The sequence below is a fragment of the Streptomyces sp. NPDC020875 genome, assembly GCF_040641415.1.
Lineage (GTDB): Bacteria > Actinomycetota > Actinomycetes > Streptomycetales > Streptomycetaceae > Streptomyces.
Window position 1 is genome coordinate 1 of the sequence record NZ_JBFADP010000051.1, and the last position, 12,630, is coordinate 12,630.

Annotated in this window: 12 protein-coding genes; 2 read left to right on the forward strand and 10 right to left on the reverse strand. The window is 69.1% G+C overall.

Annotated elements, in window-relative coordinates; all coding sequences use genetic code 11:
- Window positions 1-108: 108 nt before the first annotated feature.
- Genes AB0G74_RS26105 through AB0G74_RS26115 form a run of 3 tightly spaced genes read right to left on the reverse strand, consistent with a single transcriptional unit; the run spans window position 109 to window position 1,734 of the window.
- The gene (locus AB0G74_RS26105; RefSeq protein WP_361150669.1) at window positions 109-960 is read right to left on the reverse strand and encodes a helix-turn-helix transcriptional regulator; all 852 of its coding nucleotides are present in this window, start codon (window positions 958-960) and stop codon (window positions 109-111) included.
- Window positions 961-971: 11 nt separating this feature from the next.
- A complete protein-coding gene (locus AB0G74_RS26110) occupies window positions 972-1,499 on the reverse strand; it encodes a DUF6879 family protein (protein ID WP_361150671.1) in 528 nt (175 codons plus the stop codon).
- Complete coding sequence (locus tag AB0G74_RS26115) at window positions 1,471-1,734, reverse strand: hypothetical protein (RefSeq protein ID WP_361150673.1); 264 nt, start codon at window positions 1,732-1,734, stop codon at window positions 1,471-1,473. Before AB0G74_RS26115 ends, AB0G74_RS26110 begins: the two co-directional genes overlap by 29 nt.
- 305 nt (window positions 1,735-2,039) lie before the next feature.
- Here AB0G74_RS26115 and AB0G74_RS26120 point away from each other — a divergent pair, with 305 nt between their 5' ends.
- Both AB0G74_RS26120 and AB0G74_RS26125 read left to right on the forward strand, forming a co-directional pair.
- The gene (locus tag AB0G74_RS26120) at window positions 2,040-2,942 is read left to right on the forward strand and encodes a radical SAM protein (protein WP_361150675.1); all 903 of its coding nucleotides are present in this window, start codon (window positions 2,040-2,042) and stop codon (window positions 2,940-2,942) included.
- A gap of 18 nt (window positions 2,943-2,960) precedes the next feature.
- The gene (locus tag AB0G74_RS26125) at window positions 2,961-3,755 is read left to right on the forward strand and encodes a protein kinase (RefSeq protein WP_361150678.1); all 795 of its coding nucleotides are present in this window, start codon (window positions 2,961-2,963) and stop codon (window positions 3,753-3,755) included.
- Between the two features lie 298 nt (window positions 3,756-4,053).
- Here AB0G74_RS26125 and ccsB read toward each other — a convergent pair whose 3' ends face one another.
- The 7 genes from ccsB to hemL all read right to left on the reverse strand — a co-directional run bounded on the left by ccsB (window position 4,054) and on the right by hemL (window position 12,482).
- Window positions 4,054-5,142 carry a c-type cytochrome biogenesis protein CcsB gene (gene ccsB / locus AB0G74_RS26130; RefSeq protein ID WP_361150681.1) on the reverse strand — a complete coding sequence of 363 codons (1,089 nt, stop codon included), beginning with the start codon at window positions 5,140-5,142 and terminating at the stop codon, window positions 4,054-4,056.
- Window positions 5,139-7,100, reverse strand: coding sequence for a cytochrome c biogenesis protein ResB (locus tag AB0G74_RS26135; RefSeq protein WP_361150683.1), 1,962 nt, complete (start codon window positions 7,098-7,100; stop codon window positions 5,139-5,141). Before AB0G74_RS26135 ends, ccsB begins: the two co-directional genes overlap by 4 nt.
- Before the next feature lie 5 nt (window positions 7,101-7,105).
- Window positions 7,106-7,882 (reverse strand): cytochrome c biogenesis CcdA family protein, encoded by a 777-nt coding sequence (locus AB0G74_RS26140; RefSeq protein WP_361150807.1) that lies wholly within the window; start codon window positions 7,880-7,882, stop codon window positions 7,106-7,108.
- A gap of 7 nt (window positions 7,883-7,889) precedes the next feature.
- Complete coding sequence (locus AB0G74_RS26145; RefSeq protein WP_361150685.1) at window positions 7,890-8,489, reverse strand: TlpA disulfide reductase family protein; 600 nt, start codon at window positions 8,487-8,489, stop codon at window positions 7,890-7,892.
- An 88-nt stretch (window positions 8,490-8,577) separates the two neighbouring features.
- Window positions 8,578-9,855, reverse strand: a complete 1,278-nt coding sequence (locus AB0G74_RS26150) for a hypothetical protein (protein ID WP_361150810.1) — start codon at window positions 9,853-9,855, stop codon at window positions 8,578-8,580.
- Window positions 9,856-10,347: 492 nt separating this feature from the next.
- A complete protein-coding gene (locus AB0G74_RS26155; protein WP_361150687.1) occupies window positions 10,348-11,169 on the reverse strand; it encodes a histidine phosphatase family protein in 822 nt (273 codons plus the stop codon).
- Window positions 11,166-12,482, reverse strand: a complete 1,317-nt coding sequence (hemL, locus tag AB0G74_RS26160) for a glutamate-1-semialdehyde 2,1-aminomutase (protein WP_361150690.1) — start codon at window positions 12,480-12,482, stop codon at window positions 11,166-11,168. The genes AB0G74_RS26155 and hemL overlap by 4 nt, the downstream gene beginning before the upstream one ends.
- Window positions 12,483-12,630 lie beyond the last annotated feature (148 nt).

A 12,630-nucleotide genomic window follows, 5' to 3' on the forward strand; every position in this document is an offset into this window, starting at 1 on the left:
CGCAAGGCGGAGGGGTTCCCTCGTACTGGACGTACTTGGGAAATCCCGACAACGCGGCGAATGTGCGTGCCGGGCGTCGCGGGCCAGGCGGGATTTTGAAGACACGGCCTAGGCGAGGGCGTTGATCGCACGGACGATCAGCGCCCGTGCCTCCGCTCCGTAGACGGCCATCGACCGCAGCTCCTCGAAGGCGCGCAGATACAGGGCGATCTCGGACGGCTGGACGACTGTGACCTGAGCGGACAGCAACTCGACACTGACCAGGGTGTCGTCGTAGATGTGGAAGGTCTCCATCGGCGAAATCGGCCGGTTCCGCCGGGCATGGGGAACCACCCCGAGGGAGACATTCGGGAGCGCACCCGCTGCGAGCAAATAGCCGAGTTGGGCCGCCATGGCATCCGCGTCGCCGATCTGATGACGGAGAACGGATTCCTCCACCAGCAGGCTTGCCCGCTTGGGTGACTCGTGCAGGATCCGGGAGCGCTCCAGGCGAGCGGCCACCGCCGCGTCGATGTCGTCGGGCAGTTCGTGGAAGGCGCTGATGCCGGCCAGCAGGGCTCGGGCGTATCCCTCTGTCTGGAGAAGGCCGGGGACGACGTCGCTGGAGTAGATACGGAAGACCTGTGTGGCCTTGAAGAGGGGAACATAACTGGTCTGGAGCTGGCGGAGCCCGACCGCGAGTTGACGCTTCCACTCGGAGTACAGGGACTCGGCGGCACGGGACCGGGCTACGAGGTCGGCTGCCTGCTCGGGGACCCCGCAGGCATCGCACCAGCGGCGGATGTCATCGGGGCTGGGCGGCGTCTTCGCGTTCTCGATCCGGGAGGTCTTCGGATGGGTCCAGCCGCAGATACGCGCGAGCTGTCCGCCGGTGAGCCCTGCCTCGGCCCGCAGGTCGCGAAGCCGCCGGGCGATCGTCCGGCGCGCGGCCTGCGCGGCCGAGGAGGGAGAGTCGAACATGGCCTGTCGCTCTACCGGATCTCGTACTGCTCGTGAGGTACGGCCCGGCTCCACACGGACTCGAAGGCGTCGGCGCAGAGCTTCGCGACCGCCGGGTCGTCGCTGATCTCGCCGTGCCCGGGCGCACCGTCGCCGCTGAAGTGATTCCAGCGGATCGTCCTGCCGTCGATGAGCCAGAAGTCGTTCCCGGGGAGCGCGAGATCGGATGCCTGCCGTCGAGGCAGCCACTTCACCTGCTCGCCAGAGACCACATTGGCCGTGGTCTCGTCGTGCTCGTACCGGATGTACTCGGAGACGGGTTCGGACACGATCCGGACCCGGCGTACGAGTACACCCCGTGCGACCAGGCCGGAGATCAGGGTGTGCCAGGGCCCCCACCAGGACTCCCGGTCGTCCCAATCAGTCCGGTGCCCGGCCTGCCACGCGGCGAAGTGCTCCTGTTCGTCGGCTACGGCGTAGACGTCGCGCATCTCCAGGTGCACGGCGGACTCGCGGGCGGAGCCGAGCAATTCATCCCAGGTGGGGACCGACGGGCGCATCGCATGCCTCCTTGAGGATGGGAATCATCCGGGCGGGGATCCGGATGATTGTCTCGTGCGGAGGGACCTCGGTGGAGTGCCCGGGGCCGAAGCCCGCCTGTCGGCACTCGCGGATCTCCTCGGCAGTGGCTGTGTACGACTGCACCAGCAGGTCACCGGTCTCGCTGTAGCGCCAGACCGTTGGGCTCTGGCCCGTTTTCGACTCGGAGTCGACCCCGACGAAGACGAGGGGCATAGCAACCTCCATCTCACCCTTGCGTGCATGGATGTGCGCCACCTTCTGGGCTGGGTGAGAGGCGGTCAAGAGGTTCGGTGCTCGCTTACCACCACCGAGTGGATCTGTGAACATCCATGAACATTGCTGGCATGGGCGCACACGTGCTCCCTATGGTCGGCGCAAGCTGCCCGAGGAGCCCTGCCGTGGCAGCTGCCGGCGAGGGAGGCCCTGCCCGGGGGGAACCTCCGGGGACAACTGCCGTGCGAGAGACCTTGGAGATCCCGGGCAACCACAGCTCCGCTACCAGCGAGAGGTGACATCGGATGACCGCGCAAGCAGTGGAGGTCTTACGTACCACACCGGTCGAGGGACTGCTCTGGCTCGATCTGACTCGGAAGTGCCAGCTCAGCTGCGGCCACTGCTACAACGCATCGGGGCCGGACGGAACCCATGGGGCGATGAGGCGGGACGACTGGATCGTGGTCGTCGACAACGCGGCGGAACGCGGTATAGCCCGCGTCCAGCTCATCGGCGGTGAACCGACGCTGCATCCCGACGCCCTCGCCCTGGCCCGGCACATCCTGAGTGTCGGCTTGGATCTGGAGGTCTTCACCAACCTGGTATCCGTCACGGACGAGTGGTGGCAGATCTTCCAGCACAGGGCCAGCACTTTGGCTACCTCGTACTACTCGGACCAGGCGGGCGAGCACGACAGAATCACCCGGCGACCGAGCCACGCCCGTACCCGGGCCAACATCGTCAAGGCGTTGAAGTTCGGCATCAAGCCCGTGGTCTCGATCATCCAGTGTGAAGACGATCAGCGCATCGACGCGGCTCGGGCCGAACTCGTCGGCCTGGGCGTGGAACGAATCAAGATCGACCGCATACGCCCGTTCGGACGGGCCGCGTGCGGCAGCGACCGTTCGCCGGACCTCTCCGGGTTGTGCGGGAAATGCGGTACGGACCGAGCGGCGGTCGGGCCCGATGGCGATGTGACGCCGTGTGTCTTCACCCCCTCCCTCAGCGTCGGGAACATCCTCGACAGCAGCTTGGGCGGTATCCTCGACGGCCCTGTCATGCGCGGCACCAAAGCCCTGATCCGCGAGTCCGTACGCAAGGGCGGCGGAGGAGGCGACGACGACGGGGGCAACAAGTGCAACCCCGGGACCGTTCCCGAGGAGTGCAGCCCCGGACACCCGAATTCTTCCTGCACGCCGAGAAACTAGCCCCGAGGAAGTTGACGTATGACCCAGCGCCTTCCCGACTCCGGCTTCTTGGATCTCGTCCAGCCCTTCACCGGGAAACTGACGGAGATGCGCGCCGCCGAACGGGGTTTCATGTCCGATGTCCTGGTGTTGATCGAGGGCGCCAAGGGGCGCTTCTTCGTCAAAGGGGTCCGGAACCGGGCGGGAGGGCGCAGGGATTCACTCATCCGTGAGCGGCTGATCAACGACATCGTGCGACCGGTCTCACCACCCCTGCGCTGGCACGCCGAGGACGATCGGTGGCTGGCCCTGGGATTCGACCAAGTGGAAGCCCGGTCGAGCCGCTTCGGGCCGGGTTCTCCGGACCTCCCGGCCGTACTCGATCTCCTCGTCCGAATCGGCGAGATTCCCCTGCCCGACATGGCTGCGGACTGGCATGAAACGCGCTGGGACGCCTTCGCGAGCGACGAGGCGGAGTCTCAGCTCTTCAAAGGCGACACCCTGATCCACGGCGACATGGCACCGGACAACCTCTTGGTCGGCGTAGAGGGCAGTTGGGTAGTGGACTGGGCTTGGCCGACACGTGGTGCCGCCTTTATCGACCCGGCTTCCTTGGTGCTTCAGCTCATCTCCGCCGGTCACACTGCGGGGGCGGCGGAAGACCTGGTGTCCCAGTGCCCTGGCTGGTCGAAATCCGATCCCCGTGGCATCGACGCCTTCGCCGAAGCCAACCTGAGGATGCTCCGCCGTCGCGCGGAACGGTCTCCCGAACACGCATGGCTCCGTGCCATGGAAGCGACCGCGCAGGCATGGGTCGGGCACAGGCTGGGCTGACAGCGCCCCCTTGTGATCGTCAAGGACCGCGTTCACCTGACTCGTCGCTCGGTCGTCGTCAGCCCCGCGCATGCGGGGATGGTCCCTACCACGGGCCGCACATCATCGTTGCCGCGCCCTTCGCCCCGCCAGTGCGGGGATGGTCCGCTGACCGACGAGCAGAATGACTTCGGCATCGCGTCCGCCCCGCCCTCGCGGGGGTTCACACGGCACCGGCACAACGGGCAAAGCATGGAGCCCGCCTCCCGCGAACAGGTCGCGGGCGGCGGGCTCCAGCGGCGAACAGGCCCGAGCAGGGCTACGCGTACGAGTGCAGACCCTGGACGAAAATGTTGACGCCGTAGTAGTTCCAGAGCCAGCAGGCGAACGCGACCAGGCCGAGGATCGCCGCCTTGCGGCCCTTCCAGCCGGCGGTGGCGCGGGCGTGGAGGTAGCAGGCGTAGGCGACCCAGGTGATGAAGGACCAGACCTCCTTGGGGTCCCAGCCCCAGTAGCGGCCCCAGGCCGATTCCGCCCAGATCGCGCCCGCGATGATCGTGAAGGTCCAGAGGGGGAAGACCGCCGCGTTGACGCGGTAGGCGAACTTGTCGAGCGTCGCGGCGGACGGGAGGCGGTCGAGGACCGAGGAGGCGAAGGCGCTGGGCTTCTCACCGCGGGCCAGCTTGGACTCGTGGGAGTCGCGGAAGAGGTAGACGATCGAGCCCGCCGCGCCGATGTAGAAGACCGCGCCGCAGAAGATCGCCGTGGAGACGTGGATGACCAGCCAGTACGAGTCCAGCGCCGGGACGAGCTGGTCGCTCTCGGTGTAGAAGACGCTGACGGCCAGGCCGAGGTCGGCCAGGATCGTGCCGGTCAGCAGCAGGCCGAGCCAGCGGACGTTCTTCTTCGCCGCGAGGAGGGCGAGGTACGCGCCCACGACGACCGCGCCGAGCGTGATCGAGAACTCGTACATATTGCCCCACGGCACGCGGGCCACCGAGATCGCCCGGGTGACCACGCCCGCCGCCTGGAGCGCCCAGGCGAGGACCGTGAGGGAGATCGCGATCCGGCCGTAGAGGTCGCCCTTCTCCGTGCCGCCCGCCGCGCCGGGGCCGTCGGGGACGTCGCGGCTGCCGGTGGCCGAGCGGGTGACGACCTTCGGCTTGTCGAGGACCGCCGTACCGCCGCCCTTGCCGCGGACCGTGACGCCGGGCGCCCCGGCCGACGCGGACGCCGTGGCGGGTTTCGCGTTCAGCGCCGCCGACGTACGGCCCACCTTGCTGCGGCTGCCGAAGATCCACTCGGCGATATGCGCGAGGAAGGCCAGGGTGTAGACGGCCATCGCGGAGTAGATCAGCGTATTGCTGTACTCGGCGAAGGTCTCGTTCGTCGCGGCGGCGAGATTCACTTCTCAGCCCCTTCGGCAGTTACTGCGGGATCTTGGGGGTCGTCGGGTTCCACGGAGGTCGGACCCGAGGCATTCTCCTCGGGCTTCCGGGGCGATGCGCTTCCGGGGGTCTTTTCGGGCGTCGTGTCCCCCGTCACCTGCGGCTCCTCCGACGGCGACGAGGATTCCGCCGATTCCGACGGCTCCGAAGGTTCCGACCGCTCCGACGGCTCCGGGGATTCCGCCGGCTCCGACCGCTCCGACGCCGTCGGTGCCTCCGCGTGGAGCAGTGCGACCAGCTCGCCCAGCTCCTCCGGCAGCTTCGCCGACTCGCTGCGGCCGAGGCCCGCCATCTCGACCACCGTCACGCCGTCCTTGCCGGTGACCGCCCGGACCCAGACGCGGCGGCGCTGGATGAAGAGGGACGCCGCCAGGCCGGCGATCGCGGCGATACCGCCCACGAGGGCCCAGCCGGTGCCCGGCGCCTCGGAGATCTGGAAGCTGGCCCACTCCTTGATCTCCGTCTCGAAGGTGATCGAGCCCGCGCCGTTGGGGAGGGTCATCGTCTCGCCCGGCATCAGCAGGGCCTTGAAGATCTCGCCCTTGTCGTCCTTGAACTGGGTGAGCTTCCGGGTGTCGAGCTGGTACACGTTCTGCGGCAGACCGGAGTCGACGCCGAGGCTGCCGTGGTACGCGTTGAGCGCCAGGACCGGGAAGTCGAGTCCGGGGTACGTGGAGAACATCGGGCCACCCATCGGGGTGTCACCGCTGCCGTGCTTGCCGTCGCTGCCGAACGTCGGCACGAACCACGCCTTGAAGGCGAGCTGCTCCTTCTTGCCGTTCTTGTCGCGGTAGCCGTCCATCACCTTGACCGCGCCGGACGAGGTGATGTTGCCGTCGACCGGGAGCATCGGTACGGCGACCTTGTCGTAGACGATCTTGCCCCGGCCGTCGCGGACGGTGACCACGGGCGCGTAGCCGTGGGAGAGGAGGTGGACCTTGGTGCCGTCGATGTCGAGCGGCTTGTTGACCTCGATGACGTGCTCGCGGCCCTCTTCGCCGATCTTCCCGGCGACGACCTTCGCCTCGAAGGTACGGGCGGTGCCCTTCTGCGGGCCGCTGCGCTCGTAGGTGGCGTCGAAGCTCTTGAGGTCGAACCAGAACGGGTCGAGCTTGCCGATGTCGTAGAGGGCGCCCGAGCGGAAGTCGTCGTACTGGGTGAGCGTATTGGCGAAGCCGTCGCCCTCGACGATCAGCTTGCCGCCCTCGGACTTGAAGAGCTGACCGGCGGCGAAGGCGATCAGCATCACGATCAGGGACACATGGAAGATCAGGTTCCCGGCCTCGCGGAGATAGCCCTTCTCGGCGGCGACGGCGTTCTTGACGACATGGACCCGGAAGCGGCGCTTCTCCAGCAGGGCGAGGGCGGCCTCGCGGACCTGCTCGGGCTCGGCGTCCGTACGCCAGGTCGTGTACGCGGGCATCCGGTTGAGGCGGCCGGGGGCGCCCGGCGGCCGGGAGCGGAGCTGGCCGACGAACTGCCAGGTACGCGGGAGGATGCAGCCGATCAGGGAGACGAAGAGCAGGATGTAGATCGCGGAGAACCAGATCGAGCTGTAGACGTCGAAGAGCTGGAGCTTCTCGAAGACCGGGGCCCAGAACTCGTTCTCCTCCTTCCACGTCCGCACCTTCAGGTCGTCGACCATCCGTTGCGGGATCAGGGATCCCGGGATGGACGCGAGGGAGAGCAGGAAGAGCAGGAGCAGGGCGACCCGCATGGAGGTGAGCTGGCGCCAGAACCAGCGGGCCCAGCCGATCACTCCGAGGGTGGGGCCGCCGACGGCGGTGGGGCTCTCCTCGCGGGGGGCGGTGGAGAGCTGGGCCCCGGCCGCCGCCTCCCGGCGCGCCTCGTCGTCGGCGCCGTTGCCGTCGGCCGCCCGGCCGTCGCGGTTCCGGGTGTCGGTTTCGGTGTTGCTCATCGGGGTCAGATCCCTACCGTGAAGTCGCTCGTCCAGACCTGCACCTGCTGCATCATGGTGTCCCAGACGCCGGTCAGCATGAGCACTCCGGTCGCGATCATCATGATGCCGCCGATCCGCAGGACCCAGACGTAGTTCCGCTTCACCCAGTCGAACGCGCCGAGCGCCTTGCGGAAGGCGACGGCGGTGAGGATGAAGGGCAGTCCGAGACCGACGCAGTAGGCGAAGGTCAGTGCGGCACCGCGCCCGGCGCTCCCCTGGTCCGCGGCGAGCGACATCGCGGCGGCGAGCGTGGGGCCGATACAGGGCGTCCAGCCGACGCCGAAGAGCGCGCCCAGTATCGGCGCGCCCGCCAGGCCGGTGGCCGGGCGGGTGTGGAACCGGAACTCGCGGCGGCTGAGCCAGGGCATGCCGCCCATGTAGAAGGCGCCCATCAGCACCATCACCACACCGAGGATCCGGGTCAGCGTCTCCTGGTGCTCCAGGAGGTTCGAGCCGAAGTAGCCGAAGAGCGCGCCGCCGGAGACGAAGACGGCGGAGAAGCCGAGGACGAAGAGGGTGGCGCCGGTCAGCATCCGGCCGCGCCGGGCGTCGGCCAGATCGGTGCCGCCGGTGCCGGTGACGTACGACAGATAGCCGGGGACCAGCGGCAGCACGCACGGGGAGAAGAAGGAGACCAGTCCGCCGAGGATCGCGAGCGGTACGGCGAGCAGCAGGGTGCCGCTGCGTACGGTGGTGTCGAGGTCGGTCGAGGCGAGCAGGGTCGCCGACTCCGCGTACATCACCGGATCACTTCTCCGCGATCACGGGGTCGAGCATCGATCGGAGCTGCTTCTCGGAGAGTCCGCCGAGGAATCGCGCCGCGATCTTTCCTTCCCGGTCGAGGACGACCGTGGAGGGAATGGCCTGCGGATTCAGCGTGCCCTTGGGAAAACCGCTGATGATCAGTTTGCCCGCGGGGTCGTAGATGCTGGGGTAGCTGACCTTGTAGTCCTTCTCGAACTCGATCGCCGGGCCCTTGTCTCGGTCCCGGACGTTGAGGCCGACGAATTCGACGCCCTTCGCCTTGGTGTCGGCGGCGACCTTCACCAGGGCGGGTGCCTCGGCCCGGCAGGGCGGGCACCAGGAACCCCAGACGTTGATGACGACGATCTTGCCCTTGAGGTCGGCGACGTCGAGCGCTTCGCCTTCGAGGGTCTTGCCCGCGATCTTCCCGACGGGCTTGCGGTCGCCCTTGGCGACGGTCGAAATTCCGCTGTTGCTGCTGACGAAGTTCGTCTGACCGCCGCCACCGGACGTGCCCCCGTCCGTGCAGGCGGACAGGGTGAGCGCCCCGGCCGCCGCCAGGGCGGCCGTGAGGGCGGCGCGATGCGCACGACTGTGGCTCATGTGAAAAGTTTCGCATGACGTATTCGGCGATCTTCCGGGCACCCCCTCGGTGCCCGGAAGCGCCCCATTGGACGGCGGGCGCCCTTTGTCAGACGGCCTTAAGGAAAGTGTTCCAGCCGCCGGCGGGGGCCTGTCCGACATCGAGGGTGCGGAGCTTCGCGAGGACTCCGGCGTCCTGGACGTCGAGCCAGTCGCAGAACTGCCGGAAGGAGACCAGCCGGACGTCCTTCTTGCCGGCCATGCCCTTGATCGCGTCCTCGACGGCGTCCATATAGATACCGCCGTTCCACTGTTCGAAGTGGTTGCCGATGAAGAGGGGCGCGCGGTTGCCCTCGTAGGCGCGCCGGAAGCCCTCCAGGTACGCGCCGGTGGCCTGCTTGCGCCAGCCGGGGCGTTTGCCGGTGACACCGTTGGACGAGTAGCCGGACTGGTTGACCATGAAGTTGTAATCCATGGAAAGCACTTCAAAACCCCGGCCGGGGAAGGGCAGGGACTGGAGCGGCAGATCCCAGACGCCCTGGCGCTCGACCGGCCAGGTCTGCCGCCCGCCGGGCGAGCTGGCGTCGTACCGCCAGCCCAGTTTCCGCGCGGTCGGCAGCAGCCGGTCCTGGCCGAGCAGACAGGGGGTACGGCCGCCGACGAGTTCCTTGGTGTAGTCGAAGGGGAGCGGGTCGAGATCGGTCCAGCCGGTGTGGGTGCGCCACTTGGTGACGAAGCCCACGGCCTGGGATATCTCGTTCTCCCAGTCGGCGGGGGTCCAGCGGGCCACGGAGCGCGATCCCTCGCCGCAGAAGTGGCCGTTGAAGTGGGTGCCTATCTCATGGCCGTCGAGCCAGGCCCTCCGCAGCCACTTCAGGGTGTTCTTGATGTTGGCGTCTTCGAGATAGCCGATGTCGGAGGCGCCGACCCGGTTGTTCGGCGGCCGGTAGAGATTCTTCTTCGATTCCGGCAGCAGATATATGCCGGAGAGGAAGAAGGTCATCGTGGCGTCGTACTCTTTCGCGATCTTGAGAAAGCGGGGGAAGAGTCCGTCGCCGACCTCCCCGGCACCGTCCCAGGAGAAGACCACGAATTGGGGCGGCGCCTCGCCGGGGCGGAGCGCGGTGGGGGCGGGCGGCTGGTTCGGCTGGGGTCCGGTATCGGCGGTGGAGCCGTCCCCGATCGGGCGGGAGGGCCGCCCCGAGGGGTCGTTTTCCGTACGGCCGGGGTCCCCGGCTCCGGCACCGCCGCCCGGAGCGCTGTCGACACTTCCGCCCGAGCCGCCGGAACCGCCCGTACCGCAGCCGGTGAGCGCACCGGCGAGTCCGGCCGTCGCGGCGACGGAAACGCCCGTCCCCAGGAGTCCCCTACGGCTGATGTCACACATAAAGATCTTTCCCATCCGCTTTCGTCCCCCGTGTATCCGATAAGAGGGGGGACTCGGCGGGCGGGTTCCCGATAACTCTCTGAGTATGCAGGGAGTTTCGGGATGGTTATGCGGGAGGGGCGGCGGATGCGCCGTGGTGCGGTATCCGGTTCCGGGGGTGAATGTGACAGACGGGAAACAACCCGGGAAATAGTCGGGAACACGGGGCGGGTCGGGGAACCGATTCGACGCGCATTCCGTCGCCGACCGGTATCGGTGGGCCGGTGGGCCGGTGGGCCGGTGGGCCGGTGGGCCGGTGGGCCGGTGGGCCGGGAGCGTACGGCGGTACGGCTACGGGGGTACGCGCCCCGGCTCCCGTACGGGTCCGGGGCCGTACCGCCCGGCCATCGGCACCACGCCGCACCCACGCCCGCGCCCGCCCGCACACGGCCTCCGGTCCCGGCACCGGAGGCGGAGGCGGAGGCGGAGGCGGCGCTCCGGCGCCCGCGGCGGCTACGCGCCGAACGCCTTCGACTTGCCCTTCACCGGCTTGGCCCCGGCCCGCAGATGCTCGGGGACGAGATCCAGCGCCGGTTCCGTGTAGGCGACCGAGACGATCCGGTCGCCCTCGTAGGTGAACGAGGTCAGCGACGCGAGGGTGCACTGGCGGCGGCGCGGGTCGTGCCAGAGCCGCCGGTGCTCCACATAGCTGCGGAGGATCCAGATCGGCAGCTGGTGGCTGACGCAGACCGCCTCGTGGCCCCGGGCCGCGTCCCGGGCGGTGTCCAGGGCGCCCATCATCCGGATGACCTGGTCGACATAGGGCTCGCCCCAGGAGGGCCGGAAGGGGTTGGTGAGGTGTCGCCAGTTGCCGGGCTTGCGCAGGGCGCCGTCGCCGACGCCGAAGGTCTTGCCCTCGAAGACGTTCCCGGCCTCGATCAGCCGGTCGTCGATGTCGACGGCCAGACCGTGGCTCTCGGCCACCGGCTCGGCGGTCTCCCGGGCGCGCTCCAGCGGGGAGGAGACGACATAGGTGATGTCGCGCCCGGCGAGGGAGTCGGCGACCTTCTCCGCCATGCGGCGGCCCAGGTCGGAGAGGTGGTAGCCGGGGCGGCGGCCGTAGAGGATGCCGTCGGGGTTGTGGACCTCGCCGTGCCGCAGGACGTGGACGACGGTCCGCTCCGTACCGCCGCGTCCCGCACCACCGCCCGCGACCGGGGCGGCGTCCAGGGCCGCGTCCAGGGCGGCGCCCGGCTCCGTACCGGGGTCCGGCACGCTCGCTCCGGGGTTCGGCGCGGCCTCCCGTACACCCTTGTCGTCGTCGCGCGCGCTCATGCCGTCGCCTCCGCGGCGGCGCGGGCGGCGGCGGGCAGCGCGGCGGCGATCCGCTCGACGGCCCGCTCGTCATGGGCGGTGGAGACGAACCAGGACTCGAAGGCGGACGGCGGGAGGTAGACCCCGGCCGCGAGCATCGCGTGGAAGAAGGCATTGAAGCGGAAGGCTTCCTGCCGCTTGGCGTCCTCGTAGTTCCGCACCTCGTCCGGGGTGAAGAAGACGGAGAACATATTGCTCGCGGTCTGGAGCCGGTGGGCCACGCCCTCCTTCGTGAGGGCGTCGGCGACCAGGCCCTGGATCTCGGCGGAGACCGCGTCGACCTTCTCGTACGCGGCGTCGTCCAGCAGCCGGAGCTGGGCCAGTCCGGCGGCGGTGGCGACGGGGTTACCGGAGAGGGTGCCCGCCTGGTAGACGGGTCCGGCGGGGGCCAGGTGGCCCATCACATCGGCCCGCCCGCCGAACGCGGCGGCCGGGAAGCCGCCGCCCATGACCTTGCCGAAGGTCATCAGGTCGGGGCTGACGCCCTCGACCCCGTACCAGCCCGCCCGGCTGGTCCGGAAGCCGGTCATGACCTCGTCCGAGACGAACAGCGCGCCGTGCTCGCGGCAGAGGTCCTTCAGTCCCTGGTTGAAGCCGGGCAGCGGCGGGACGACGCCCATATTGCCCGGGGACGCCTCGGTGATCACACAGGCGATCTCGCCGGGATGGGCGGCGAAGGCGGCCCGGACGGCTTCGAGGTCGTTGTACGGCAGCACCACGGTCTCCCCGGCCTGGGCGCCGGTGACGCCCGGGGTGTCGGGCAGCCCGAAGGTGGCCACCCCGGACCCGGCGGCGGCCAGCAGCGCGTCGACGTGCCCGTGGTAGCAGCCCGCGAACTTGATCACCTTGGCCCGGCCGGTGAAACCGCGGGCCAGCCGGATCGCGGACATGGTCGCCTCGGTCCCGGAGGAGACCAGCCGGACCTGCTCGACGGGGGCGATCCGGGCCACGATCTCCTCGGCGAGCGCGACCTCGCCCTCCCCCGGCGTGCCGAAGGACGTACCCCGCGCCACGGCCGCCTGGACCGCCGCCAGCACCTCGGGGTGCGAGTGGCCGAGAATCATCGGTCCCCAGGAGCAGACGAGGTCGACGTACTCCCGCCCGTCGGCGTCGGTCAGATACGGGCCGGACCCGGACACCATGAACCGGGGCGTACCGCCCACGGCCCGGAAGGCGCGCACGGGGGAGTTGACACCGCCGGGCGTGACGACGGAGGCGCGGTCGAACAGCGCCTGGGAGACTGGGGCTTCGTATGGATACGACACTTTGGCCACTCTGTCCTGATCTGCGATTCGAGGGTGGGGGCGGCCGGGGGCCCGTCGGACGGTTGATCTCGGCCACGGATGAGCGCGGAGGGTGTACTCCTCGTATTACGAAACGGCGTCAGCCGCCCCGCATCTGCGAAACTGGGGCCACACAGGG

Bases quoted from the DNA above. Each gene is read 5' to 3' on its own strand.
- AB0G74_RS26105 (WP_361150669.1), bottom strand. From the start codon at position 960: ATGTTCGACTCTCCCTCCTCGGCCGCGCAGGCCGCGCGCCGGACGATC.
- AB0G74_RS26110 (WP_361150671.1), bottom strand. From the start codon at position 1,499: ATGCGCCCGTCGGTCCCCACCTGGGATGAATTGCTCGGCTCCGCCCGC.
- AB0G74_RS26115 (WP_361150673.1), bottom strand. From the start codon at position 1,734: ATGCCCCTCGTCTTCGTCGGGGTCGACTCCGAGTCGAAAACGGGCCAG.
- AB0G74_RS26120 (WP_361150675.1), top strand. From the start codon at position 2,040: ATGACCGCGCAAGCAGTGGAGGTCTTACGTACCACACCGGTCGAGGGA.
- AB0G74_RS26125 (WP_361150678.1), top strand. From the start codon at position 2,961: ATGACCCAGCGCCTTCCCGACTCCGGCTTCTTGGATCTCGTCCAGCCC.
- AB0G74_RS26135 (WP_361150683.1), bottom strand. From the start codon at position 7,100: ATGAGCAACACCGAAACCGACACCCGGAACCGCGACGGCCGGGCGGCC.
- AB0G74_RS26140 (WP_361150807.1), bottom strand. From the start codon at position 7,882: ATGTACGCGGAGTCGGCGACCCTGCTCGCCTCGACCGACCTCGACACC.
- AB0G74_RS26145 (WP_361150685.1), bottom strand. From the start codon at position 8,489: ATGAGCCACAGTCGTGCGCATCGCGCCGCCCTCACGGCCGCCCTGGCG.
- AB0G74_RS26150 (WP_361150810.1), bottom strand. From the start codon at position 9,855: ATGTGTGACATCAGCCGTAGGGGACTCCTGGGGACGGGCGTTTCCGTC.
- AB0G74_RS26155 (WP_361150687.1), bottom strand. From the start codon at position 11,169: ATGAGCGCGCGCGACGACGACAAGGGTGTACGGGAGGCCGCGCCGAAC.